General features: G+C 71.2%; 18 protein-coding genes. 10 read left to right on the top strand and 8 right to left on the bottom strand.

The window, feature by feature from the left end:
- Window position 1: 1 nt before the first annotated feature.
- Window positions 2-1660: a flavin monoamine oxidase family protein gene (locus JK364_RS09015; RefSeq protein ID WP_201849400.1), complete on the top strand. Its 1659-nt coding sequence runs from the start codon at window positions 2-4 to the stop codon at window positions 1658-1660.
- Window positions 1661-1738: 78 nt separating this feature from the next.
- On the opposite strand, the gene JK364_RS09010 is transcribed toward JK364_RS09015, so the two are convergent.
- Together JK364_RS09010 and JK364_RS09005 are read right to left on the bottom strand one after the other, a co-directional pair.
- Window positions 1739-3148, bottom strand: coding sequence for a class I adenylate-forming enzyme family protein (locus JK364_RS09010; RefSeq protein ID WP_201849398.1), 1410 nt, complete (start codon window positions 3146-3148; stop codon window positions 1739-1741).
- A gap of 57 nt (window positions 3149-3205) precedes the next feature.
- On the bottom strand, window positions 3206-3862 hold the full coding sequence (locus tag JK364_RS09005; protein WP_201849396.1) for a thioesterase II family protein: 657 nt from the start codon (window positions 3860-3862) through the stop codon (window positions 3206-3208).
- 325 nt (window positions 3863-4187) lie between these two features.
- Here JK364_RS09005 and JK364_RS09000 point away from each other — a divergent pair, with 325 nt between their 5' ends.
- Genes JK364_RS09000 through JK364_RS08990 form a run of 3 tightly spaced genes read left to right on the top strand, consistent with a single transcriptional unit; the run spans window position 4188 to window position 7604 of the window.
- The gene (locus tag JK364_RS09000; protein ID WP_201849394.1) at window positions 4188-5213 is read left to right on the top strand and encodes an ABC transporter ATP-binding protein; all 1026 of its coding nucleotides are present in this window, start codon (window positions 4188-4190) and stop codon (window positions 5211-5213) included.
- Window positions 5210-6631, top strand: a complete 1422-nt coding sequence (locus JK364_RS55155) for an ABC transporter permease (protein ID WP_230991631.1) — start codon at window positions 5210-5212, stop codon at window positions 6629-6631. Before JK364_RS09000 ends, JK364_RS55155 begins: the two co-directional genes overlap by 4 nt.
- A gap of 34 nt (window positions 6632-6665) precedes the next feature.
- On the top strand, window positions 6666-7604 hold the full coding sequence (locus JK364_RS08990) for an ACP S-malonyltransferase (protein ID WP_201849392.1): 939 nt from the start codon (window positions 6666-6668) through the stop codon (window positions 7602-7604).
- An 89-nt stretch (window positions 7605-7693) separates the two neighbouring features.
- On the opposite strand, the gene JK364_RS08985 is transcribed toward JK364_RS08990, so the two are convergent.
- The 3 genes from JK364_RS08985 to JK364_RS58585 all read right to left on the bottom strand — a co-directional run bounded on the left by JK364_RS08985 (window position 7694) and on the right by JK364_RS58585 (window position 9281).
- Window positions 7694-8467 (bottom strand): glycosyltransferase family 2 protein, encoded by a 774-nt coding sequence (locus tag JK364_RS08985; protein ID WP_201849390.1) that lies wholly within the window; start codon window positions 8465-8467, stop codon window positions 7694-7696.
- Between the two features lie 26 nt (window positions 8468-8493).
- A complete protein-coding gene (locus tag JK364_RS55150) occupies window positions 8494-8865 on the bottom strand; it encodes a DUF6087 family protein (protein ID WP_269146208.1) in 372 nt (123 codons plus the stop codon).
- Between the two features lie 83 nt (window positions 8866-8948).
- Window positions 8949-9281, bottom strand: coding sequence for a hypothetical protein (locus JK364_RS58585; RefSeq protein WP_504941358.1), 333 nt, complete (start codon window positions 9279-9281; stop codon window positions 8949-8951).
- Window positions 9282-9499: 218 nt separating this feature from the next.
- Here JK364_RS58585 and JK364_RS08980 point away from each other — a divergent pair, with 218 nt between their 5' ends.
- The 3 genes from JK364_RS08980 to tgmC are packed head-to-tail and all read left to right on the top strand — an operon-like array spanning window position 9500 to window position 11945.
- Window positions 9500-9766 carry a putative ATP-grasp-modified RiPP gene (locus tag JK364_RS08980; RefSeq protein ID WP_230991630.1) on the top strand — a complete coding sequence of 89 codons (267 nt, stop codon included), beginning with the start codon at window positions 9500-9502 and terminating at the stop codon, window positions 9764-9766.
- A gap of 3 nt (window positions 9767-9769) precedes the next feature.
- Window positions 9770-10768: an ATP-grasp ribosomal peptide maturase gene (gene tgmB, locus JK364_RS08975; RefSeq protein ID WP_201849388.1), complete on the top strand. Its 999-nt coding sequence runs from the start codon at window positions 9770-9772 to the stop codon at window positions 10766-10768.
- Window positions 10746-11945, top strand: coding sequence for an ATP-grasp peptide maturase system methyltransferase (gene tgmC / locus JK364_RS08970; protein WP_201849386.1), 1200 nt, complete (start codon window positions 10746-10748; stop codon window positions 11943-11945). Before tgmB ends, tgmC begins: the two co-directional genes overlap by 23 nt.
- 120 nt (window positions 11946-12065) lie before the next feature.
- On the opposite strand, the gene JK364_RS08965 is transcribed toward tgmC, so the two are convergent.
- Both JK364_RS08965 and JK364_RS08960 read right to left on the bottom strand, forming a co-directional pair.
- The gene (locus JK364_RS08965) at window positions 12066-12275 is read right to left on the bottom strand and encodes a DUF397 domain-containing protein (protein WP_201849384.1); all 210 of its coding nucleotides are present in this window, start codon (window positions 12273-12275) and stop codon (window positions 12066-12068) included.
- Window positions 12272-13105, bottom strand: a complete 834-nt coding sequence (locus JK364_RS08960) for a helix-turn-helix domain-containing protein (protein ID WP_201849383.1) — start codon at window positions 13103-13105, stop codon at window positions 12272-12274. The genes JK364_RS08965 and JK364_RS08960 overlap by 4 nt, the downstream gene beginning before the upstream one ends.
- A gap of 155 nt (window positions 13106-13260) precedes the next feature.
- Between JK364_RS08960 and JK364_RS08955 the strand changes: the two genes are divergently transcribed.
- The 3 genes from JK364_RS08955 to JK364_RS08945 are packed head-to-tail and all read left to right on the top strand — an operon-like array spanning window position 13261 to window position 14056.
- A complete protein-coding gene (locus JK364_RS08955) occupies window positions 13261-13524 on the top strand; it encodes a hypothetical protein (protein ID WP_201849381.1) in 264 nt (87 codons plus the stop codon).
- Window positions 13521-13841 carry a hypothetical protein gene (locus JK364_RS08950; protein ID WP_201849865.1) on the top strand — a complete coding sequence of 107 codons (321 nt, stop codon included), beginning with the start codon at window positions 13521-13523 and terminating at the stop codon, window positions 13839-13841. The genes JK364_RS08955 and JK364_RS08950 overlap by 4 nt, the downstream gene beginning before the upstream one ends.
- A complete protein-coding gene (locus JK364_RS08945) occupies window positions 13841-14056 on the top strand; it encodes a hypothetical protein (protein WP_201849379.1) in 216 nt (71 codons plus the stop codon). The genes JK364_RS08950 and JK364_RS08945 overlap by 1 nt, the downstream gene beginning before the upstream one ends.
- Before the next feature lie 54 nt (window positions 14057-14110).
- Here the strand turns inward: JK364_RS08945 and JK364_RS08940 are convergent, their stop codons facing one another.
- Window positions 14111-26014 carry a type I polyketide synthase gene (locus tag JK364_RS08940; protein WP_201849377.1) on the bottom strand — a complete coding sequence of 3968 codons (11904 nt, stop codon included), beginning with the start codon at window positions 26012-26014 and terminating at the stop codon, window positions 14111-14113.
- Window positions 26015-26032: the final 18 nt, after the last annotated feature.

Here is a 26032-nt window from a genome sequence, read left to right as displayed (position 1 = left end):
CATGACGTGCGCCACCGCGTCCGCCACGACGATGCTCGTGCCGGATTTCCCCTTTTCCTACGACCGATGGCTGTCCCATCCAGCAGGTCTGGGCGCCCTGCCCGCTGAGATGCACGGGACCGAAGTCGCCGTCATCGGCGGTGGGATGTCCGGACTGACCGCGGCCTATGAGCTTCTACGACTAGGGCTTTCCCCAGTTCTTTATGAAGCGGAGCAACTGGGCGGCCGGATGCGCTCCACGCCCTTCCCCGGTAATCCGGAATACAAGGCGGAGATGGGCGCCATGCGCTTTCCCGTCGCCGCCCGATCGCTGTTCCATTACATCGATCTGCTGGGCCTGTCCACTCGGCCTTTCCCTAATCCTTTGGCACCGGCCACCGCGAGCACGCTGATCGACCTGAACGGCGGTCAGGACCGGGCGCGCACCGCGGGCGAGCTCCCGGAGGTCTACCAGGAGGTCGCCGACGCCTGGGACAAGGCGCTCCAGGAGCGGGCCGACCTGGCCACGCTGCGGGACGCCATCCAGCGGCGGGACGTCGGCACGCTGAAGACCGTATGGAACTCGCTGGTCAAGGAGTTCGACGACCAGTCCTTCTACGGCTTCCTCGCCACCTCCTCCACCTTCCAGTCGTTCCGCCACCGGGAGATCTTCGGCCAGGTGGGCTTCGGCACCGGCGGCTGGGACACCGACTTCCCCAACTCGGTGCTGGAGATCCTGCGTGTCGTGGTCACCGAGGCCGACGACAACCAGGTGGGCATAGTCGGCGGCTCCTCCCAGGTGCCGAACGGGCTGTGGGAGCACCGGCCCGAGACGCTCGCGCACTGGCCGGCGGGCACCTCGCTGGCCTCGCTGCACGGCGGCCGGCCCCGGCCCGCGGTCACCCGGCTGCGGCGGACCGCCGACGGCATCCGGGTGACGGACGAGAGCGGCGAGGAGCGCGAGTTCCCCGCGGTGGTCTTCAGCCCGCATGTGTGGACGCTGCTGAACCGGGTCGACTGCGATGCGACGCTGCTGTCCACTCCGCGGTGGACGGCGGTGGAGCGCACCCACTACATGGGCGCGTCCAAGCTGTTCGTCCTGGTCGACCGGCCGTTCTGGCGGGACACCGACCCGGCGACCGGCCACGACGCGATGAGCATGACGCTCACCGACCGGATGCCGCGCGGGGTCTATCTGTTCGACGACGGGCCCGACCGGCCCGGGGTGATGTGCCTGTCGTACACCTGGAACGACGACTCGCTGAAGGTCGCCACGCTCTCGGCCGAGGAGCGGCTGGAGACGCTGCTGACCAAGCTGGCCGCGATCTATCCGGATGTGGACATCCGGTCGCACATCATCGGGGGGCCGCTGACCGTCACCTGGGAGACCGAGCCCCGCTTCATGGGGGCCTTCAAGAACAATCTGCCCGGCCACTACCGCTATCAGCGGCGGCTGTTCACCCAGTTCATGCAGGACGGGATGGATCCGGGGCAGCAGGGCTTCTTCCTGTGCGGGGACGATGTCTCCTGGACGGCCGGCTTCGCCGAGGGAGCGGTGACCACGGCGCTGAACGCGGTGTGGGGCGTGCTCCGCCACCTCGGCGGCGCCACCCATCCGGACAACCCCGGCCCCGGTGATCTCTTCGACACCTTCGCGCCGCTGGAGCTTCCGTACGACTGACGGCCACGGCGTCACGCACAGAGCGCACCGAGCGCACAGGGGGAGCCGTCGCGCGCCGTCGGCTCCCCCTGTCATGTCTCAGCCCCGCGCCAGCTGCTCGAGGCGGCGCTTGTCCGGCTTGCCGTTGCGGTTGAGCGGGAAGTTCTCCAGCACCTCGACCCGGTTGGGCTGTTCGTAGACCGGGAGCACCTGGCAGAGCCGCTCCCGCCAGTGCTTGGCGTCCCGCAGCTCCTCGTCCTCCACGAAGAAGACCAGCTGCTCGTCCCCGGCGCGGCGCTCGTCGGGGAGCGGCACGATCCGGGTGGAGATCTCGGCGAGGGCCACCTTCCGCTCGATCAGCTCGGGGTAGAGCGTGTAGCCGGAGCGGTGCACCGCGAACTTCCGTCCCAGGACGAAGAGGTTGTCGTCCCCGTCGAGGTAGCCGAGGTCGCCGGTGGACTGCCAGCCGGTGGGCACGGCGTCGATGGTGCCGTCCGCGGCCAGGTGGCCCTCGAGCGCGTCGGGGGTGTCGACCTCGATCTCGCCGGCCTCGCCGGGGGCGGCCGGGTGGCCGTCCTCGTCGATGACGCGCAGCTTGATGCCGTCCATGGCCCGGCCGCAGGAGACCGGGTTCTCCAGGGTGGCGAAGGCGATGTTGCCCAGCTCGGTGCTGCCGTAGCTGTCCAGCAGCGGCAGTCCGAATTCGGCCACGTAGCGCTCGGAGAGCGCGCCGTCCAGCGGTGCGGCGCCCGAGCAGAACATCCGGACGCCCGCCAGCTGGGCCCGCAGCGACGGCTTCCGGCCGACCAGGTTGAGCATGGTGCGGTAGCTGGACGGAGTGGCGTCGATCACCGTGGCGCCGGTCCGTCCGGCCATCTGGACGGCCCGGTCCAGGCGCTTGTACGGGGCGATCACCAGCGAGCAGCGGGTGAGCCAGGCGATGAGCACCATGGACAGCCCGTACTGGTGGGCGAAGGGCAGCAGCGGCAGCAGCACATCGTCCGGCCGATGCCCGACCTGGGCGGCGTTGCGCTCCAGGTTGGTGAGGAACTTCATCCCGGACTTGACGGCGCCCTTGGGCTCGCCGGTGGAGCCGGAGGTCCACATGATCAGGCCGTCGCGCCGGTCGGCCCAGGCGTCGAAGGACAGCTCCCGGGTGCTGAGCGGGCGCCCGGCGGCCGGGGCTATCAGCTCGTAGAGGTTCACCGTACGGATGTCGTCGTGGATCGGGGCGTCGTCGTCCACGAAGGCGATCGCGGCACCGGTGCGCCGCGCTATCCGCCGGGTCTCGTCCGGGTGCTCCTGCTGGTCGATCAGGACGATGGAGGCTCCCACGTGCATGAGCGCGAACAGCACGCTCACGTAGGCGGCGGAGTTGCCCGCCTTGAAGATGACGCGGTCGCCGTGGGTCACCCCGTGCTCGCGGATCACATCGGCGACGCGCAGCGCGTCCAGCTCGAAGTCGGCCAGGGTCTGCACCGAGTCGAGCGCGTAGATCTTCGCGGTCATCGAACCTACTCTTTTCCTTTTCGCTCAGGAGTACGGGCAGCCCTGGGCGGGTCCCCCCTAGGCTCCCTGGTCTTCGGCGCCGGCTTCCCACTCGGCGTCGACGGAGACTTGGGAGAGCAGCTGGTCGTGCACCAGGTTGACGACCTCTCTCCGGCTCGAGTCGAGGTAGTAGCGGGAACCGGGAAACACCTCGAGGTCGAATCGTCCGCTCGTGCGCCGCCGCCAGGCCCGTACGCCGCGCAGCGGGGTCTTGGGGTCGCCCTCACCGGCGAGGGCGACGATCCGGCAGCCGAGCGCCGGGGGCCCCAGGGTCATGCCCCAGTGCGCGGTCCGGCCGGAGACGAACAGGGTCAGCAGCGGTGTCCCGGTCTCCCGTTCCAAGCGCTCGGCGACGCGGTACGCGAGGTCGGCACCGGCCCGGTGGCCGAAGAAGGCCAGCGGGCGGTCCATCCACTCCCCCAGCGCACCGAAAATCCGGTCCGCGAGGTCGGCGGAGTCGGTCAGCCGCTCATCGTCCTCGAGCCCGGCATACAGGGGGTACTGGATCGCCAATACCTCGACCGTGGGCAGCAGAAGCTCGGACAAAGAGAGGTAGTACGCGGTGGAGTGAGCGGATTCCGGGAAACAGATCAGCCGGAAACTGCTCGGAGTTTCCGTTTGCAATATCCGAATAAGGCCCACATCATCGGGCTTGATCTGGCTCAAGGAGTACATCCCCGCGATTGCACTGAGAGGCCGGGCACGAGTGCACGGTGGGGCGCGTCGACCACGCTCGTCCGAGATGCTGACTCCGTGAGGCTATGAGCCCTTCTCCCGGGCCACAACCCCTAGCAACCGCTATTCGAGGTACGGGCTATATGCGGGTACCGCGCCCGTCCCGACGTGGCGCGGGACACAGATGGGCGCCCCCTAAGGCCCCCTCACCCGTGCCACTACCCCCTAATCTGGGGGCAGTTAGGGGCCAGGAGTCAAGCTGTCGTGTTAAACATGTGCAAAGTAATGGTCTCCTCAAGCCAATTAAATCGGTGCGACGACAGCGATGAACACAACACGTCCTATTGACTTCGCCGTCGTTGTCGACGGCTTGGTCAAGAAATATCCCGGCCGGCCAGTACCGGCTGTCGACAATCTCAGCTTCACCGTCAGGCACGGTGAGGTCTTCGGCTTCCTCGGACCCAACGGAGCCGGCAAGACCACCACCATCGGCATCCTGACCACCCGTGTCGCCCCCACCGGCGGGCGTGCCTTCGTACAGGGCGTCGATGTGGTGCGCAGGCCGGCGGTGGCCCGGCAGTCCTTCGCCATCGTGCCGCAGCGCAACAACCTGGACCGGTCACTGACGATCCGTCAGAACCTGACCTTCCACGCCGGCTACCACGGTCTTTCCCGCTCGGAGCGCAACCGCCTGGCGGACGAGAGCCTGGAGTGGGTCGGCCTCGGCGACCACGCCAAGGCCCGGGCGGACCAGGTCTCCGGCGGTCAGGCACAGCGGGTGATGATCGCGCGGGCGCTGATGCACCGCCCCCGGGTGCTGTTCCTGGACGAGCCGGCCACCGGCCTCGACCCGCAGTCACAGATCTTCGTACGCGACCGGGTCGCCGAACTGAAGACCCGTGGCGTCACGGTGGTGATCACCACCCACGACATGGAGGAAGCCTCCAAGCTGTGTGACCGGATCGGCATCGTCGACCACGGCAAGCTGCTCGCCCTGGACACCCCCGAGGCGCTGACCAGCCGGATGAGCAACACCGCGCTGACCGTCACGGTGCGCCCGCCGCACAGCGGGATGAACGGCGTGGTCCACATGGTGCAGGGCCTCGGGGTCGCCGAACGGGTCGAGGTGCTCAGCGCCGAGGACGAGATGGCCGCAGCCATGGGCGGAGCCGGGGCGATCGACGACGGCACCTTCCGGATGAAGGTCTACAGCAACGCGTCGTCCTCCGTACTTCTGCCCACGGTCATCAAGGCCCTGACCGACACCGGCTGCGAAATCAAGGACCTGAATGTGAGCAAGGCGAGCCTGGAAGACGTCTTTGTCGACCTGACGGGGAAGGAGATGCGATGAGCTCCTCCTCTCGACCCAGGTCATCGACGGACGGGACCACGGGTGGCAAGGCCGCGGAGGAGAAGCCCGCGACCGGCGCCGGGACACCCGCGCACCAGGGCGGCGCCGCCAGGCCCGCCGACCCCCGGACCCCCGCTGCCAGGCCGGGCGGGAACGGCGCCGCCGACCCGCGGGCCGCGGAGCCGAAGTCCCCCGAGGACGACGGCTTCGAGGACACCCGGACGGTGCTCGTCCGGTCCTCCAAGCCGTCCGCCGCGCGGCCGGGCGCCGAGCTCCAGAAGCCCGGCCCGAACCAGCCGGCCAAGCATGAGACCAGGCCGCACGACCCCCGGCCGCATGACCCCCGGCACCACGAGAGCCGGCCGCACGAGCACCGGCACCACGAGCCCAGGGGCATGGGCGCCCCGCACGCCCCGCACGGCGGGGACATCGGCGACACCCTGACGCTGGTCATCAAGCCGATACCGGCCCCGTCGGCGACCCAGGCCGCGCAGGACGCCAAGGCCGCGCTGAACGCCATCATCGCGGCGGCCGACGCCCGTTCGCCCCTCGTGGAGCCCGAGCCGCAGCCGCAGCCCGAACTCGAACTCGAACTGCCCGACGCCAAGCGCCGCGCCGGGCGTCACCGGCGCCGCGCCAACCGGTGGCGGACGTTCTTCTTCATCCTGTGGCGCGACATCTTCGTCACCGGCCGCGAGATGGGCCCCTTCCTGGGCCAGGTCATCGTGGAACCGTTCTTCATGCTGTTCGTCTTCGGCAAGGTGCTCGGCGAGATCGGCTTCACCCAGCCCGGCTTCCAGCAGGTGCTGCTGCCCGGTGTGGTGGCGCTCAACAGCTTCCTGGTCGCCCTGCAGAACACCGCGCTGCCACTGGCCATCGACTTCTCCTGGACCAAGGAGATCGAGGACCGATTGCTCGCGCCCATCCCGGTCGCCCTGGTGGCCGTGGAGAAGGCGGTCTTCGGCGCGATGCGCGGTCTGATCGGCTCGCTGGTCATGATCCCGATCGGTCTGGCGCTGCTGGACGACGTCTCCTGGCCGCTGGAGAAGATGCCGGTGACGTTGGGCATCCTCAGCCTCGGCGGACTCGTCGGCGGCTGTGTCGGCCTCACCCTGGGCACCCTGGCGCCCGCGCGTCACATCTCCATCGTCTTCGCCATGACGCTGACCCCGATCATGTTCACCGGGGCCACGCAGTTCCCGTGGCGAAGCCTGGAGACCGTCCGCTGGTTCCAGGTGCTGTGCACCTTCAACCCGCTGACCTACGTCACCGAGGCGATGCGCGGACTGCTGCTGGCACCCGGGCCGAAGACACCGGAGTCGATCCCGCTGTGGATCTGCTTCTCGGCCATCGGGGCGGCCATCCTGATCTTCGGGATGATCGGTATCCGGGGCTTCAACCGCCGGGCGCAGGACTGAGCCACGGCAGGACTTGAGAGTAAGGCACCACACCATGACGGCATCCGAGCAGACGAAGACAGCCATCGTTTTCCCGGGCATGGGACCCTCCGGCTTCTCCGAGGTGGGCAGGTTCCTCACGCTCGACCCGTTCGCCCGGAAGCGGCTCGCCGAGGCCGACGAGGCGCTGGGCTACTCGGTCTTCGACCGGCTCCGCGACTCCGAGGACGACTACTCCGAGGCCACTCAGATCGCCTTCCTGGTGAACTCGATGGCCTCGGCGGACCGGGCGGAGCAGGAGCACGGACTGGTCCCCGACCTGTGCGTGGGCCCCAGCTTCGGGCAGAAGGCGGCCGCGGCCTACGTCAGTTCGCTGCCGTTCCCCGAGGTGGTGCGGCTCACCGCGGAGCTGGCCCGCTGTGAGCACGCGTACTTCACCGAGGAGCACCAGGACGCGGTCACCCACACCTTCGTCCGCACTCCGCGGGAGAAGCTCACGGAGATCCTCACCGAGCTCGGCGAGCGCGACGAATGGTACGACTACTCCGGCTATCTCGACGACGGCTTCTTCATGGTGTCGCTGCGCGAGACGGAGCTGGAGTGGTTCAAGAAGGCGATCAGCCAGGCCGGCGGCTACTCCATGTACACCATGGTCCCGGCGGTGCACGCGCCCGCGTTCGCGGAGCTGCGGCGCCGGGCCGCCGAGGAGATCCTGCCCAAGTACGACATCCTCGACCCGAAGCTGCCCGTGGTCACCGACCAGGACGGCACCATCGTGACCACGGCCGACGAGCTGCGCACGATGCTGCTGGACACCTTCGATCTGCCGATTCACTGGCCGAAGGTGGTGGACACGCTGAAGGGCGCCGGAGTGTCGAAGATGTACATCACCGGACCGGACAACCTCTTCCACCGGCTGGACCGCACCAAGTCCAACTTCGAGGTGGTGACGGTCGGTCCGGGCAAGCGCTCGCGGCCCGCCCGTAAGCGCTGATGACGGCGTAACACGCCGTGCGGCGGAAACGCCTCCGCTCAACGCCCCGTCACTTGACCGAGCTGACGGGGCGTTGGCGTGCGCACCCCCTAGATCCGCGAATTACGCAACGACTGCCACACAGCCCCGGCCAACGCCCGCGTCGACCGGGGAACCGACAGCCGCTCGTGTTCCCGGTACAGCGCCCAGTTGTGCTGGACGAGCGACAGCTTGTTCGAGGACAGCGATCCCGAGCGGTGAGCCCTGTACACCGCCAGCGGCTCGGGAAGACCGCGGGCGTCATGACCGTCACGCATGATCGACAGCCACAAGGCGTAGTCCTGTCGCTTACGCATCCCCGGCATCAGCCTCGTGCCGAGGACGGTGCGGTCGTACATGGCGGTCAGAGCCCCGATGTGATCCTGGACCAGCATCGCGCGGTAGTCCACGTGTTCCCGCGCCCGAATCACACGCCCGTTCGGGACGAAATCGGTACTCTCACCATCGTAGTCGGCGTCCATCTTGTAGTAGGAGGTGAACGTCAAGGGCGCATCAGCCGTCGCCGCGAAGTCAGTTTGCCGCTCAAGTTTCTTCGGTAGCCACATATCGTCGCTGTCGAGAAAGGCGACGTAATCCCCCCTGGCCCGTTCGATAGCGAGGTTCCGCGCCCGGCCCGCACCACCCTGTTCGGGCGCCGATTCCGGCAGGACGCGCTCGTCCTGCCGGGCGAATTCCATGAGCAGGTCCATAGAGCCATCGGATGATTTGTCGTCGGTGACCAGAAGCTCCAGGTCGCTGTGGGTCTGCGTGAGCACCGATCGAATCGCTGCGCCGAGAGTGGCTGCCGAGTTGTACACGGGCATCACGACAGACACCAGGGGCACGGCGCTTCTCCTTGTAAGAGCCTCTACTACACGTGGCCAGGCCGACAGATGCACCCGGTGCCCCTGAACGACGCCAACATCCGCACCATGGTGGGCTGACCGTCCCCCGTCAGACTAGTTCCTGAGCCAGGATGCTGAGCATGCACCCACGCCTGCGCCGCAGCAAGGTCGGGAGCCGTGCCAACTGGCTCGCACGCGAAATCGGTCCATTCTTCCAGAACCCTCGCTTCGCTGGGGTGGAGGTGGCCGCCACCACCATGAAGCGGGCGGTGGCGCCGGTATTGATCCATGGGCGCACGCCGCCTCTTGAAGTACGCAGCGAGCGGATCGTGGGTGTCGACCTGCGCGGTGACGCGGGACGGCTGGTTCGGTGGCCCGGGTCGGCGGTGCTTGCCCATGATTCCGATGGTCTCAGGCAACCAGGGCCTTCGCCGCAGGTCGGTCAGCCTTCGCAGCGGCCACTTCGAGGAGGCCGAGGGCATCACGCGGGCGACCAAGGTAGATCATCTGGTGCGACAGCGGGTGACGATCCCCACTCCTCGGTCACGCTGACCGGCCTCGCCAGCCGCGTAGATGCCGTAGCTCCAGTAGCGCTGGCCGTCGCATACCTGCTGCAATCGTGGCTGACCCATCCGGCGAGCGCGGCCAAGTCGGCAGTCGCGGTGAAGCCCGCACCCGCAGGCCGACCGGGACGCCGTCTTGAATGCGGCGGGGCGGGGCGTTCGCCGTCGATCCAGCGGCGGACGCGGGTGGCGTCCGGGGTGATCTTGCGGTGACCTCGGCGAACCGCTTCGGCGGCGACCCGGCGGGCCATCCCGCCGTGGGACAGGCCGGTCGCGGCAATCCACAAGGCGAGGTGTGGGTTGTCGGTCCTTCTGGCCATTGGTGCTCTCCCATGAGGTCACGGAGTGTGCCTTTTCCGCTACGGTTCGCAACACCTACGCTACTGGTCAGAGCCCGCGCGGTGGGCAGATTCTGTTCAGGGGGGAGCCGTCCGGCTATCCGCCTGATGTCGCGAGAAGGGGATTACGCATGGCGACGCTTGCACCCGAGGCTCCGTGGGCGATGCGGCTGGTCACCGACCGGCTGCCGGTGAGCCCGCCGTCGTACGCAGCAGTGGTGCTGGACGGGGCCACGCAGACCGCCCGCTACACCGACGCCGCAGGCCAGGTGGTGGAGATGGGCAAGCACGGCACCAACAAGACCAAGGGCACCGCCTCGGTGTCCGGCGGCGGCGACGGGCAGAACCCGCAACCGCAGACCCAGGACGACAACACCACCGACTACGAGTCGGACTGACCGGTGGCTCCCCTCGTTCTGGTCGTCACGTCCCTGGAAGACGTCACCGCCGACCTGGTCATCACCGCACTCAACGACCGCGAGGTGCCCGTCGCCCGGGTCGACCCGGGCGATATCGGGCCCGGACTGGCCTTCGGCGCCCGCATCGGCGCCGGAACACCGGTCTGGGGTGGGCGGCTGCGCACGACCACCCGCGAGGTGGAACTGGGGGAGGTGGCGGCGGTCTACTACCGTCGCCCCACCCCGTACTCCGCCCGATTCGCCCACCTGCCCGCCCAGCAGCGAGACTTCGCCACCACCGAGGCCCGGCACGGCCTCGGTGGCGTCCTGCACAACCTGCGCGACGCCCGGTACGTGAACCACCCGGCCGCCGTCAACCGCGCGGACTTCAAGCCCGCCCAGCTACAACGCTTCGCCAAGCTCGGGCTCACCATCCCGGCGACGCTGGTCACCAACGACGTCGGGCAGGCGCGGAAGTTCGCCGCTGAGCACGGCCGTATCATCTACAAGCCGTTCCGCGGCCTGCCCGCAAGTGAGGACGGGTGCGCAGGGGCGATCTGGGCCCAGCGCGTCGATCCGGACACATTCGACGACTCGATCACCGTGATGCCGCACTTGTTCCAGGCCGAGATCCCCAAGACCGGCGACGCACGCATCACCGTGGTCGGGCGGCAGGTCTTCGCCAGCCGGATCGAGACACCGGACGGCGCGCTGGACTGGCGCCGAGGCGACTGGAACACCCTCATCCACACACCCGTCGGTGTCCCGGCCCCGATCGAGGCCGCGCTGCACAGCTACCTGTCCTCGTTCGGCCTGGCCTTCGGCTGCTTCGACTTCACCCTCACCGGAGACGAGCACCTGCCCGAATCTTGGACTGCTATCGAGTGCAATCCGAACGGGCAATGGGGCTGGCTGCCCGAAGCCCCGGCCATCACCGAGGCGTTCGCCGACATCCTGAGCGGAAAGGAGGCGGTGACCCATGACCATGCCCGCCGGCCTTGAGACCGACGCGGCCCGCCTGCGTGAGGCCATGACGAAAACCCTCGCCACGGATGGCGTTCCCGCCGGGCCGGCTTGGTATCAGGCGGTCGGGACGGTCCCCCGGCACCGGTTCGTGCCCGGCTTCTACCTGCCCGCCGACGAGCGCGACGGGCAGGGAATGACCGTATGGGAGCCAGTCACCGCCGAAATCGACTACGGCCGGTGGCTGGCCGCCGCGTACTCCGACACCACGCTGATCACGCAGTTCGACGGCGACGAAGTGGACTGGAAGCAGCCGACCGTCCGGCACGGCGGGGCACCGACCTCGTCGTCCACCCTCCCGTCGCTCGTGCTGCGGATGTGGGCGGACGCAGATCTCGCCGAGGGACACACGGTGCTGGAGATCGGCACCGGGACCGGCTACTCCACCGCGCTCGCGTGCGAATACCTCGGTTCCGCCAACCTCACCAGCATCGAGGTGGACCCGCACCGTCTGGAAGCGGCGGCGAACGCTCTGTTCGGCCTGGGCTACACCCCCACGCTCGCGGTCGCCGACGGGCTGTACGGGTACTGGCCCGAGGCACCCTTTGACCGGATCGTGGCCGCGTGCTCCTTCCGCGCCGTCCCTCCGGCCCTCATTTCCCAGACGCGGCCCGGAGGAAAGATCCTGCTCACCCTCAGCGGCTGGCTCTACGGATACGCCCGTGTCCTGCTGACCGTCGAGGGCGACGGCACCGCCGAGGGCCAACTGCTGGGCGGGACCGTCTCGTTCATGTCCGCGCGCACGCACGCCGCCCCGGCATTCGGGAACCCCGCTCACTGGGCCGCAGACCTCTCCGAATCCGGCCGCAAGGCGATGCACAGCCCGGAGCGGATCACCGCCGCCACAGAAGAGGCCTTCCATCTGCGGTTCCTCGCCCAAAGCGCCGCGCCGGACGCACAGATGACCACGGTCGGCGAGGTGGTGCACCTCATCGACGTCATCACCGGCTCCGCCGCCACCCTTACTCCGGACGACGGCACATGGCAGGTGCGTCAAGGCGGCCCGGTCAAGCTGTGGGACCGCATTGAGACGGTCCTGAGCGCCTACGACGCGGCGGGACGACCGGGTCCGGAGACGTTTCGACTGCACGTCTACGACGGCGGCCAGCACTTGCGCCACCCTCAGATGCCCGGCCTCCCCCTGCCGAGGCCCTGACTGGGCCGTGCGCTCCACGAGATCCGCCTCCGCCTGCACAGGCTGCGCGGCAGCCTGCCGACATGACGACGGCCCCCCGGTCCGGGGGCCGATCGCTTCGGTGGCTGGTTGGCGGCTGGGTCAGGTGGTGGGGAACTCCCCGTGCCTGACGGCGGAGACGAACGACGACCAGGCGGTCGATTCGAACATGAGCGCCGGGCCGTGCGGGTCCTTGCTGTCACGGACGGGGACCACGCCGCGCGATGCGACGAGGTTGGCGGCGACCTCTATGCAGGCGCCGCCGTTGTTGCTGTAGGAGGACTTGAACCAACGCGGGGATTCGGTCGTCACGGGGTGCCCTTTCGCAACTGACTGATCATGGCCACGGATTCCGCCTGTGAGCAGGCTTCGGCCTGTAGCTGATGGTAGGCCGCCAGCATGGGCAGGACGAACCTGCCGTCCCGTTCCAGATGACCCCGCTGGGCGGACTCGGCGTACGACATGAGCGACCGGTCCGACATCGTCAGGATGTAGAGCGGCAGGTCGAACGGACGGCGAGCCCCCATGCTGAACGGAGCGATCTGGAGCACGGTGTTCGGCAGCTCGGCGAACTCGATCAGTTGCTCCAACTGGGCGTTCATGACGGCAGGTTCACCGACGGGCCGACGCAGACAGCTTTCGTCCAGCACCGCGGAGATCAGCGGCGGGGGCGTCCGAACAAGCGCGGTCTGCCGCTCCGCGACGAGCGTGACCCGCTCCTCCGCCTGCTCGGCTGTGATCGTCCCCCGCTTGACGGTGCTGTCCGCCAGCACCGCCGCGTAGTCCGGCGTCTGGAGAAGTCCGGGGATGACGCCCACTTCGTACAGCCGGATCTCCGCTGCGCGCGCCTCATGGTCGACGAACTCCGGGAACCCCTCCAGCAGGCTGCCGTGGCGGATCTCGCGGAACTGGCGCTCAAACGTGTCTTCACCCTCGATGCCGAAGGCGCGGTCTGCGCTACGCGAGAAACGGAGGGTTGGAGGTTTCCGACCATTTTCGACGGCTGATACATGCACACTGGAATATTCCGCACGTGCGGCAAGGTCCTCTTGAGTCCAGCCATGAGCCTCCCGCAGGCTCCGTAAGCGCGCGCCGTAGGCCGCCTCGGGCGAGGCGTCCGGGTTCAACTCGTTCTTGTTCACAGGTCGTTCCCTGGCCTTCCATCCTCTGCTGACACGTTGAACGGGTCTCCACAGTAGGCCACGCTGAACTCGCTTGGTAGTGGAATCACTACGGAGAGGAGTGGCCGGTGGCCGACGAGACCACGAACCCACCACGCGTGCCAGAGCTTGAGCCCGTGGCCCACACTGACTGCCCGGCCGTGCGGCACCGGGACGCGCCGACGCCGCGCCCGGTGCTGGTGTCCGGCGCGCCCACTGGGGCCGTGTCGGCGGCGCACAGGGACACCCCCACCATCCAGTTCCGGGCGATCTCCGGTCCGCCGGGCGGCCACGGGGCGGGCATGGTCCGGCCCTATGCCATCGCCCACGAACAGCGGCGCAAGAGTGGTCCACGGGTGGAGCTGCTGTGTGCACCGCACGGGATGGTGGTGATCCGGTGACCGCCGACGGACGGGCCGCCCCCGTCCTCTCCCCCGGGTGCGCTCTGTGCGCCGCGCCCGGCGACTTCGGGCCCCACAACCCCACCGAGCCACGTTCGGGCCTGTGCCCCGCGTGCGTCGCGGCCGGAAAACCCACCCGCGGCGGCCTCGAACAGGCCGTCGTGATCGTCGCCGGACAGACCCTCGCGGGGGCGGAAGCCCTCGACCTGGCCGGCGCCACGCCCGAAGAACTGACCTACCACCTCGGCATGGTGAAACGGAGCCTGCGCAGTCTGCTCCAACTCCTCGCCCCCGTGCCGGGAGGGGAGGACCGCTGATGGCCGGCAACCGGCCTGGCCGGGACGAACAGCCGAAGATGACGATGCGCGTCTACACCATGGCGCACAACGGGATCGTCACCACCCGACGCGCGACGGTGACCGTCCTCGACGGGAAGCAGAGCGACACCTACTCATTGGGACAAGCGTGGCCACCGTGCCAGTGCCCCCGCCATCGCGACCACAACAACCCCGGCCGATTCAGGCTCCTTTGAACACGACGACGGCCTGTTGGCACCCCTGTGGGGTGGCAACAGGCCGTCCGTCGGTCAGGACAGCCAGTCCTCCACGGTCCGGGCCGTCGTCTCGGCGTGCTGCTCCATCATCGTGAAGTGGTTCCCCGGCACGTCGAGCGCGGTGTGCGGGAGCTGCCAGTACGAGCGCCAGTCGCCGTCGCGGGACCAGTCGAAGAGCCGGTCGGCGGCCCGGACCAGCAGGGTTGGGGTCTTGACCTCCTTGGGGCGCCACTCGCCGAACAGCCGGAAGTACGCGCCCATGGCCAGCAGCCGGGTGTCGTCCACCGGGACCTGGCCCGCGCTGCGCTCGTCCATCCCGGCACTCAGCCCGGGCTGGAGGGCGACGGCGGCGTCGCGGTCATGGGAGTAGATGTCGAGCAGGACGACCGCGTCCGGGAAGACCCCGGTGCTCTCCAGCCGCGCGGCCACCTCATGGGCGAGCAGCCCGCCCGAGGAGTGGCCCAGCAGTACGAACGGCGCCCCGTCGGTCTCCCGCAGCACCGCCTCGGCCTGCGCCTCGACCACCGCCTCCGGGTTGGCCGGAAGCCGCTCCCCGGCGACGAAGCCGGGGTTGCCGAGTGCCCAGACGTTCCGGTGGCCGCGGAATCCGGTGGCGAACCGGGCGTACTGGTGCGGGCCGCCGATCGACAGGATCGAGGAGAAGCACACCAGCGCGGGCCCGGTCTCACCGCGTGAGAGCCGCACCAGCGCGGGCGCCCTGTCCAGCTCGGCGGCGCTGGCGAACGAGGGCCGGAACCGCGAGACGTCCATCAGCAGGCGGGTGAACTCCTCCTGCTCACCGCGCTCCCCGGCCTCCCGCAGCATCGCGCCGAACACGGCCGACGGCTCCGCGCCCGCCGCCTCCGCACGTGCCGCGTCCGAGACCGCGCCGCCCTCGGCGGCCACCGAACCGGCCAACTGCGCCAGCAACTGCCCGGCGACCAGCTCGGGCGTCGGGTGGTCGAACAGCAGCGTCGGGGGCAGCCGCAGCCCGCTCGCGGCGCCCAGCCGGTTGCGCAGCTCGACGGCGGTCAGCGAGTCGAAGCCCTGCTCCAGGAAGCCCCGGGTGGCCCCCACCGCCTCCGCGTCCGCGAAGCCGAGGACCGCGGCGGCCTGGCCGCGGACCAGGTCCAGCACGGCCCGCTCGCGCTCCGCCTCGGCCAGCCCGGCCAGCCGCCGCGCCAGCGAGGGGCCGCCGGTGTCGGCCGCCCCGGCGGAGACGGTACGGCGCCGGGCCGGGGCCCGGACCAGCCCGCGGAAGACGGCGGGCAGCGCGCCGTCGGCGGCCTGCTCGCGCAGCGGCGCGATGTCCAGGTGCAGCGGTACGAGCACCGCCGCACCGCCCACCGAGCACGCCGTGTCGAACAGCTCCAGACCGTCCCGCGAGGTCAGCGGCGCCATCCCGGAGCGCTCCATACGGGCCACGTCCGCGTCCGCCATGCCACCGGTCATCGCGCTGCGCTGCTCCCACAGACCCCAGGCCAGCGAGAGCGCGGGCAGCCCGGCGGAGCGGCGGTGCGCGGCGAGGGCGTCCAGGAAGGTGTTGGCCGCCGCGTAGTTGGCCTGGCCCGGCGCGCCGAAGGTTCCGGCGGCGGACGAGAACAGTACGAACGCGGAGAGGTCCAGATCGCGGGTCAGCTCGTGCAGGTTGTGCGCCGCGGCCACCTTCGGCCGGAAGACCGCGTCGATCCGCTCCGGGGTGAGCGCGGGCAGCAGCCCGTCGTCCAGCACACCCGCGGTGTGCACGACGGCGGCGAGCGGATGCGCCGGATCCACCTCGGCCAGCAGCATCGACAGCGCCTCGCGGTCGGCCACGTCGCAGGCCGCGACGCTCACCTCGGCGCCCAGCGCGGTCAGTTCGTCGACCAGCTCGGGCATCCCCTGGGCGCGCTGGCCGCGGCGGCTGTTGAGCAGCAGGTGCCGCACACCGCGCTCGGCCACGAGGTGGCGGGCGAGCTGTCCGCCGAGGACACCGGTGGCGCCGGTGATCAGGACCGTGCCGTCCGGGCCGAACTCCGGCAGCCCTTCCGGCGTCCGGTCTCCCTCCTGAGTGGCCACCTCCTGAGTGGCGACCCGGGCCAGCCGGGGCGCGTGGAGGGCGCCCGCGCGGACGGCGAGCTGCGGCTCACCGCCGGTCACGGCCGCCGTCAGCAGCTCGGCCGAGGTCTCGTCACCGTCCAGGTCGAGCAGCAGGAAACGGTCCGGGTTCTCGGTCTGGGCGGTGCGGATCAGACCCCATACGGCCGACCGCGCCAGATCGTCCACCTCGGCGTCCGGGGATGTGGCGACCGCGCGCCGGGTGACGAACGCCAGCCGCGCCCCAGCCAATCCCTCCTCCGCGAGCCATGACAGCGCGCTGTCCAGCGCGGCGTGGGTGGCCAGCCGGGCGCCCTCCGCCACATCGCCGCCCCCGGCGGGGCCGGTGTACGGGAGGGGGCCGGTGTACGGGAGGAGGACGACGTCCGGCCGGGGGCTGCCTGAGGCCACCACGGCCGCGAGTTCGGCCAGGTCGGCGAAGGCGGCGCAGTCGGCACCCGCCGACTCCAGCGCGGCGACGAGCCCGAGGGCATCCGTGTCGTGCGTGGCGTCCTGGCCGGTGCTGTGCGCCGCGTCCTGGCCGATCAGGGCCCAGCGGACGGCCGCGGGGGCCGCCGAGGGCGCCGGCACCGGCGCCCACTCCAGCCGGAACAGCGAGTCGTGGTAGGTCATCTGGGCCGCGCGCAGCTGCTCCGGGGCGATGCGCCGCAGCACCAGGGAGTCCACCGACGCGACCGCGCCGCCGTTCTCGTCCGCGACGGTCAGGGCCACCGTGTCGGGCCCGGCCGGGGCGATCCGTACGCGCAGCGCCGTGGCGCCCGCCGCGTGGAGGGTGACCCCGGTCCAGGAGAACGGCAGCCGGATCCCGTCGGCCTCGGCGCCCAGGAAGTCGCCGAGCGCGACCCCGTGCAGCGCGGCGTCCAGCAGCGCCGGGTGCAGCCCGAACAGCGCGGCGTCGCGGTGCTGCCGCTGGTCCAGGCGTAGTTCGGCGAAGACCTCCGCGCCGCGCCGCCAGGCGGCCGTCAGGCCCTGGAACGCCGGGCCGTAGCCGAAGCCGCCCGCCGCGAACCGCTCGTAGAGGTCGTCCACGTCGAGCGCGACGGCCTCCGCGGGCGGCCATACGGACAGGCCCTCGCCGATGTCGGCGGCGTCACCCGAGGCCAGGACACCGCTGGCGTGGCGGCTCCAGGGCAGCTCCGAGGCGTCGCCCCGGCCCGCGTCCGGCTCCGGGCGGGAGTAGACCTCCAGCGCCCGGCGGCCACTCGCGTCGGGCGCGCCGACGGTCAGCCGCAGCTGGACCCCGCCCCGGGCGGGCAGGATCAGCGGCGCCTCCAGGGTCAGTTCGTCCAGCAGATCGCAGCCGACCTGGTCACCGGCGCGGATCGCCAGCTCCACGAAGGCCGTTCCCGGCAGCAGTACGGTGCCGGACACGGCGTGGTCGGCGAGCCAGGGGTGGGTCTGGAGGGAGAGCCGTCCGGTGAGCAGGAAGCCGTCGGAGTCCGGCAGTTCGACGGCGGCGCCCAGCAGCGGATGCCCGGCGGCGCCGAGACCGGCGGAGGCGACATCGCCCACCGAGAGCGGCACCTCGATCCAGTAGCGCTCGTGCTGGAAGGCGTACGTGGGCAGCTCGACGCGGGCCGCGCCCGTCCCCTCGTACACCGCCTCCCAGTCCACGCCGACGCCACGCGTCCACGCCTCGCCCAGCGAGGTGTGGAAGCGGTCCAGGCCGCCCTCGTCGCGGCGCAGCGAGCCGATCGCGGCGGCCTCCCGGCCCGCGTCCTCGGCGGTCTCCTGCACACCCATCGTCAGCACCGGATGCGCGCTGGACTCGATGAACACCCCGAAGCCCTCGTCCAGCAGGCGTCGGATCGCGCTCTCCAGCTCGACGGTGCGGCGGAGGTTGGTGAACCAGTACTCGGCGTCCAGCTCCGGGCCCTCGACCCACTCCCCTGTCACGGTGGAGAGGAACGGCACCTGGGCGTTCTTCGGCTGTACGGGGGCCAGCAACTCCAGCAGCTCCTCACGGAGCAACTCCACCTGCGCGGAGTGCGACGCGTAGTCCACCGGCACCCGGCGCGCCCGCACCTCATCCGCCTCGCAGGAGGCCAGAAGCTCCTCCAGCGCCTCGGGCTCGCCCGAAACCACCGCCGAGGAGGGGCCGTTGACAGCCGCCACCGAGATCCGCTCCTCGCCCCAGGCCGCGATCCGCTCCCGTACATCCGCCACCGGCAGCGCCACCGACACCATGCCACCCCTGCCCGCCAGCACCCGGCCAATCGCCTGACTGCGCAGCGCCACCACACGCGCCGCGTCCTTCAGCGACAGGGCTCCCGCCACACACGCGGCGGCGATCTCACCCTGCGAGTGGCCGACCACGGCCGCCGGGACCACACCCAGCGAACGCCACAGCTCCGCGAGCGACACCATCACCGCGAACAGCACCGGCTGGACCACATCCACGCGCTCCAGCGAGGGCGCGCCCTCGGCACCGCGCAGCACCTCCACCAACGACCAGTCGGTGAACTCCGCGAGCGCGGCGGCGCATTCGTGGATACGGGACGCGAAGACGGGCGAGGCGTCCATCAGCCCCACCGCCATACCGGCCCACTGCGACCCCTGCCCCGGGAACACGAACGCCCTCTTGCCGGCCGTCCCGGTGCCCTGCACCAGCTGGGCCGCCGCCTCGCCCCGGGCGAGTGCGGCCAGGGCACGGGTGAAGTCCTCGCGGTCCGTGCCGACCAGCACCGCGCGCTGGTCGTGGACGGCGCGAGTGGTGGCCAGGGAGTAGCCGACGTCGGCCGGGCGCGGGCCCGGGTGGGCGTCAAGGTGGGCGTCGAGGGCGTCAAGGTGGGCCAGCAGCCGCTCGGCCTGGGCGCTCAGCGCCGTCTCGCTCCTGCCGGACAGGATCCACGGCAGCGGACCCGGCTCGTCGGGTACGGCCGCGTCGGCGGCCGTGGGCCGCTCTGCCGGGGCCTGCTCGATGATGGTGTGCGCGTTGGTGCCGCTGATGCCGAACGAGGACACCGCGGCGCGGCGCGGACGGCCGGTCTCCGGCCACTCCGTCCGGTCGGTGAGCAGCGAGACCGCGCCCGCTGTCCAGTCCACGTGCGGGGACGGCTCATCCACGTGCAGGGTCCTCGGCAGCACGCCGTGCTCGATGGCCTTGACCATCTTGATGATCCCGGCGACACCGGCCGCGGCCTGGGTGTGGCCGAAGTTGGACTTCACCGAGCCCAGCCAGAGCGGCTCGTCGTCGGTGTGCTCCTGGCCGTAGGTGGCGAGCAGCGCCTGCGCCTCGATCGGGTCGCCCAGCGTCGTACCGGTGCCATGTGCTTCCACGACGTCCACCTCTGAGGCGGACAGCCGGGCGTTGGCGAGGGCCTGCCGGATGACGCGCTGCTGGGACGGGCCGTTGGGCGCGGTGAGGCCGTTGGACGCGCCGTCCTGGTTGATGGCCGAACCACGGACGATCGCGAGGACCGGGTGGCCGTTCTTGCGCGCGTCCGACAGCCGCTCGACCAGCAGCATGCCCACGCCCTCACCCCAGGCCGTACCGTCGGCCGCGGCGGCGAAGGGCTTGCAGCGGCCGTCGGTCGCGAGGCCGCGCTGCTTGCTGAAGGCCACGAAGGTGCCGGGGGTGGCCATGACGGTCACACCGCCCGCGAGCGCGAGCGAGCATTCGCCGTTGCGCAGCGCCTGCACCGCCATGTGCAGGGTGACCAGCGACGACGAGCACGCCGTGTCGACGGTGACCGCCGGGCCCTCGAGGCCGAAGGTGTACGACACCCGGCCCGAGGCGACGCTGCCGGAGCTGGCGGTGCCCATGTAGCCCTCGAGGCCGTCGGGGGCGCGGTGCAGGAGGGTGCCGTAGTCGTTGTACATGACGCCGGTGTAGACACCGGTCCGGCTGCCGCGCACCGCCGCCGGGTCGATCCCGGCCCGCTCGAACGCCTCCCAAGTGGTCTCCAGCAGCAGCCGCTGCTGCGGGTCCATCGCGAGCGCCTCGCGCGGCGAGATCCCGAAGAAGACGGGGTCGAAGTGGTGGGCGTCGTGCAGGAATCCGCCGTTGCGGGCGTAGCTGGTGCCCTGCTGGTCGGGGTCGTCGTCGTAGAGCGACTCGATGTCCCAGCCGCGGTCGGTGGGCATGTCGGTGATGGCGTCCGCGCCGTCGGTGACCAGCTTCCACAGATCCTCTGGCGAGGTCACCCCGCCGGGGAAACGGCAGCTCATCGCCACGATCGCGATCGGGTCGTCGTCGTGTGCGGTGGCGGCGGCCACGGGCGCGGCCGCGTCCTCCTGGCTGCCCTGGGCCTCGGCCCGCAGATACGCGGCGAGGGCGGCGGGGGTCGGATAGTCGAAGATCAGCGTGGCGGGCAGCCGGACGCCGCTGACCGCGGTCAGGCGGTTGCGCAGCTCCACGGCGGTGAGCGAGTCGAAGCCGACCTCGCTGAACGCGCGCTGGGGCTCGACCGCTTCGGGCCCGGCGTAGCCGAGAACGGCCGCCACCTGCGTACGGACCAGGCCGAGGACGATGGCCTCGGCCTCGGCGTCGGACGCCGCCCCGGCCAGCTGCTGGGCGAGCGCGCCGGACCGCGCCGCGGCGGCGGCCTGGGCCGCGCGGCGGGGCGGGACGCGGACGAGTCCGCGGAAGAGCGGCGGCAGCATTCCGGCGCTTGCCTGCGCCCGGAGGGCGGCCAGGTCGAGGGGCATGGGGACCAGCAGCGCGTCGTCCGTGGCGTTCGCCAGGTCGAACAGCTCCCGGCCCTGGTCGGCGGTGATGGCGGCGATGCCACCGCGCCGGAGGCGGGCGAGTTCCGCCTCGTCCAGGTCTCCGGCCATGCCGCCGGGCTCGGCCCACAGGCCCCAGGCGAGGGAGGTGGCGGGCAGGCCGCCTGCGCGGCGGTGCTGGGCTAGGGCGTCCAGGAAGGCGTTGGCCGCCGCGTAGTTGCCCTGTCCGGCGCCGCCGAAGACGCCTGCGGCGGAGCTGAACAGGATGAACGCGGACAGGTCCGCGTCCTGCGTCAGCTCGTGCAGGTTCCACGCCGCGTCGACCTTCGGGCGCAGTACGTGGGCCATGCGGTCGGGGGTGAGGGAGGCGATGACTCCGTCGTCCAGGACGCCTGCCGTGTGGATGACGGCGGTCACGGGGTGCGCCGCGGGTACGGACGCGATGACCTCTGCGAGGGCGGAGCGGTCCGCCGCGTCGCAGGCGGCCCAGTGGACTTCGGCGCCCAGCTCGGTGAGTTCGGCGGTGAGTTCGGCAGCGCCGGGGGCCTGCTCGCCTCGGCGGCTGAGCAGGAGGAGGTGGCGTGCGCCGCGCTCGGTCACCGCGTGGCGGGCGAAGAGCATGCCCAGTGTGCCGCTGGCACCGGTGATCAGCACCGTGCCGTCCGGGTTCCACGCGCGGGCTTGGTTCTCGGCCGTCACGGTGGCGCGGGCCAGGCGGGGGGCCTTCACCGTGCCTTCGCGCACCGCGAGTTCCTGTTCGCCGGACGCGAGGGCGGTGGGCAGGGCTTCGAGGGCTTCGAGGGCTTCGAGGGAGTCCGGGTGGGTGTCGGTGTCCACCAGGATGATGCGGCCCGGGTTCTCCGACTGGGCGGAGCGGATGAGGCCGTGGGCGGCGGTGTGGGCGAGGTTGGTGCCGTCCGTGAGGATGACTAGGCGGGTGTCGGTGAAGTGGGCTTCGGCCAGCCAGGTTTGGAGCAGGTCGAGGGCTTGGGTGGTGGCTTGGTGTGCGGCTTCGGTGGGGTTTTCCCCTATCCCGCCCCTTCCCGCAACCATGGGCTCCGCCCCTGGACCCCGGTCCTCAAACGCCGGACGGGCTCGAGATGTCGCATCGGCCGAATGCTCCGCCCCCGAGCCCCGGTCCTCAAACGCCGGACGGGCTGGAGATGCCGCGCTCGGGCGCCCTTCGGGCGTGTCCTCAAACGCCGGACGGGCTTGGTTCAGGGACACCACCACGTACTCCGGGAGGGGGGTTCCGGAAGCGACGGCCTCCGCCAACCTCTCCAGGTCCGGGTAGGCCGTGTTGGGGCCTATGGCCGTCCAGTCGTCGTTGGGCAGCGGCTCGGACGGTGCCGGGATCGGGGTCCAGTCCACCGTGAAGAGGGCGTCGGGGGCGGTGCCCGGGGTGGTCAGCTGGTCCTGGGAGACCGTGCGGAGGGCCAGGCGGTCGACCGTGGCCACCGGGGTGCCCGTCACGTCCGCGAGTTGGAGGGACACCGTGCCGTTTCCGGCCGGTGACAGGCGGACGCGTACCGTGTCCGCGCCCACCGAGTGGATGCGGACGCCGCTCCAGGAGAAGGGGAGTCCGCCCCGGCCCGGGTTCTCGGTCAGGTCGCTGAGGCCGATGGTGTGCAGGACGGCGTCCAGCAGGGCCGGGTGGAGGCCGAAGAGGGCGGCGCCGGGTTCGGTGTCCTCGGGGAGGGCGACCTCGGCGTAGACCTCGCCGTCGCCCTGCCAGGCGGTGCGCAGGCCCTGGAAGACCGGGCCGTAGCCGAAGCCCGCCTCGGCCAGGCCCTCGTACAGGCCGTCGGTGTCGATGCGCTCCGCACCGGCGGGCGGCCAGGCGCTCAGGTCGAACGAACCCTCCGCCGTGCCCGCCGCCAAGGTGCCCGTCGCGTGCCGCAGCCACGGCTCGTCGTCTCCGGCCTCGTCGGGGCGGGAGTGGAGGGCGAGGGCGCGGCGGCCGGTGTCGTCCTGGGCGCCCACGGCGATCTGGAGCTGGACCCCGCCCCGCTCGGGCAGGATCAGCGGGGCCTCCAGGGTGAGCTCCTCGACCAGATCGCATCCGGCCTGCTCACCGGCGCGCACCGCGAGTTCCACGAACGCGGTGCCGGGCAGCAGCACCGCGCCCATGACGGCGTGGTCGGCCAGCCACGGATGGGTGTCCAGCGCGAGCCGCCCGGTGAAGAGGAAGCCCTCCGCGTCGGCCAGGGACACGGCCGTGCCGAGCAGTGGATGGTCGGCGGTGCCGAGGCCGACGGAGGAGACGTCGCCGTAGGCGGTGCCCGCGTCCAGCCAGTAGTGCTCGCGCTGGAAGGCGTACGTGGGCAGTTCGACGCGCTCGGCGCCGGTGCCCGCGTAGTACGCCGCCCAGTCGGGGGCCGTGCCCCGGGTGTGCAGGGTGGCCAGGGCGGTCGTCAGGGTCTCGGCCTCGGGGCGGCCGGACCGCAGGGCGGGCGCGAACGCCACGTGCTCGGACTCGCCCGCCAGACACTCCTGGCCGAGCGCGGACAGCACCCCGTCCGGGCCGAGTTCGAGGTAGGTGGTGACGCCCTGCGCCTCCATCGCGCGCATGCCGTCGAGGAAGCGCACGGCCTCGCGGACGTGGCGGACCCAGAAGTCGGCGGTGGCGATCTCCGCGGCGGGCGCGATGCCGCCGGTGAGGTGGGAGACCACCGGGATCTTCGGGGCCTCGTACGTCAGGCTCTCCGCGACCTTGCGGAACGGCTCCAGCATCGGGTCCATCAGCGGCGAGTGGAACGCGTGGCTGACGGTGAGGCGCTTGGTCTTACGGCCCTGGGCCTCGAAACCAGAGGCGATCGCGACAGCCGCGTCCTCGTCGCCCGCGATGACCACCGACGTCGGGCCGTTGAGCGCGGCGATCGAGACGCGCTCGGTGAGCAGCGGCGCCACCTCGTCCTCGGACGCCTGGACGGCGATCATCGCGCCATCGCCCGGCAGTCGCTGCATGAGGCGGCCCCGGGCCGCCACCAGCAGGGCGGCGGCGTCGAGCGAGAGGACCCCCGCGACATGCGCGGCGGCGATCTCGCCGATGGAGTGGCCGGAGACCACGTCCGGCTTCAGGCCCCAGGACTCGACGAGGCGGAAGAGGGCCACCTCGATGGCGAACAGCGCGGGCTGGGTGAAGCCGGTCCGGTCGAGCGTGGTGGCGTCGTCCCCGAACAGCACGTCCTTCAACGGCCGTTCGAGGCGCGGGTCGAGCGCGGCGCACACCGCGTCGAGCGCCTCCGCGAACGCCGGGTACGTCTCGTAGAGCTCGCGGCCCATGCCGAGGCGCTGGCTGCCCTGCCCGGTGAAGAGGAACGCCAGCTTGCCCCGGGTCTCCACGCCCTGGACCACCCCGGCGGCGGGCTCACCGGAGGCGAGCGCGGCGAGGCGGTCGAGGAAGGTGGCGCGGTCACCGGCGATGACGGCGGCGCGGTTCTCCAGGGCGGCGCGGGTGGTGGCCAGGGAGTGGCCGAGGGACACCGGGTCAAGATCGGGGCGTTCGGCCACATAGGCGTGGAGCCGGGCGGCCTGGGCACGCAGCGCGTCCTCGCCCTTGCCGGAGACCAGCCACGGCAGGAGGGGGAGGGTGCGGGGCGCGGCCGTCTCCGCGGTGGGGGCCTCCGTTGCCGCCGTGCCCTCGGCTGGGGCCGCCGTGCCTTCGGCGGGCGCCGCCGTCCCTTCGGCGGGCGCCGCCGTCCCTTCGGCGGGCGCCGCCGTCCCTTCGGCGGGCGCCGCCGTGCCCTCAGCGGGGGCCTCCGCGGCCTCCTCGCTCTCGGGGTCCTCCGCCGGGGGCTGCTCGACGATCAGGTGGGCGTTGGTGCCGCTGATGCCGAACGACGACACGGCGGCGCGGCGCGGACGGCCGGTCTCCGGCCACGGCCGGCCCTCGGTCAGCAGCGAGACGGCCCCGGCCGACCAGTCGATATGCGGCGACGGCTCGTCGATGTGCAGGGACTTGGGCACATAGCCGTGCTCGATGGCCTTGACCATCTTGATGATCCCGGCGACACCGGCGGCGGCCTGGGTGTGGCCGACGTTGGACTTGATGGAGCCCAGCAGCAGCGGCCGTTCGGCGGGCTTCTCCTTGCCGTACGTGGCGAGCAGCGCCTGCGCCTCGATCGGGTCACCCAGCGTGGTGCCCGTGCCGTGTGCTTCGACCACGTCGATCTGGTCGGCCGTCAGCCGGGCGCTGGCGAGCGCCTGGCGGATGACGCGCTGCTGGGACGGGCCGTTGGGCGCCGTCAGGCCGTTGGACGCGCCGTCCTGGTTGATGGCCGAGCCACGGACAACGGCCAGCACCTTGTGGCCGTTCTTTCGCGCGTCCGACAGCCGCTCCACCAGCAGCATGCCCGCGCCCTCGGACCAGCCGGTGCCGTCGGCGGACGCCGCGAAGGACTTGCAGCGGCCGTCGAAGGACAGCCCGCGCTGGCGGCTGAACTCGGTGAACGTGCCGGGCGTCGACATCACGGTGACACCGCCCGCCAGCGCCAGCGAACACTCGCCGTTGCGCAGCGCCTGCATGGCCAGGTGCAGGGTCACCAGCGACGAGGAGCACGCCGTGTCGACGGTGAGCGCGGGGCCCTCCAGGCCGAAGGTGTACGCCACCCGGCCGGAGGCGATGCTGCTGGAGCCGCCGGTGCCGAGATAGCCCTCGACACCGGGCGGCACGGCGCGCAGCCGCGAGGCGTAGTCGTGGTACATGACACCCGCGAAGACACCGGTACGGGTGCCGCGCACGGAGGTGGCGTCGATGCCCGCCCGCTCGAACACCTCCCAGGTGGTCTCCAGCAGCAGCCGCTGCTGCGGGTCCATCGCGAGGGCCTCGCGCGGATTGATGCCGAAGAACGCCGGGTCGAAGTAGTTGGCGTCGTGGAGGAAACCGCCCTCCCGGACATAGCTCGTGCCCGCGCCGTCCGGATTGTCGTCGAAGAGCCGCCCGATGTCCCAGCCGCGGTCGGTGGGGAACTCGGAAATGCCGTCCCCGCCCTCGGACACCAGCCGCCACAGGTCCTCGGGCGAGCTGACCCCGCCCGGATAGCGGCAGCTCATGCCGACGATCGCGATGGGCTCCTGGTCCTCCGACTCCACCTCATGCAGGCGGCGCCGGGTCTCATGCAGGTCGGCGGTCACCCGCTTGAGAAAGTAGCGGAGCTTTTCCTCATTCATACGTGCGTTTCCCTCTCG

It is taken from the genome of Streptomyces endocoffeicus (assembly GCF_016741935.1).
In the GTDB taxonomy this organism is placed as follows: Bacteria; Actinomycetota; Actinomycetes; order Streptomycetales; family Streptomycetaceae; genus Streptomyces; species Streptomyces endocoffeicus.
Note: the sequence above shows the minus strand (reverse complement) of the source record. Positions and strands in the feature narration are given on the sequence as shown.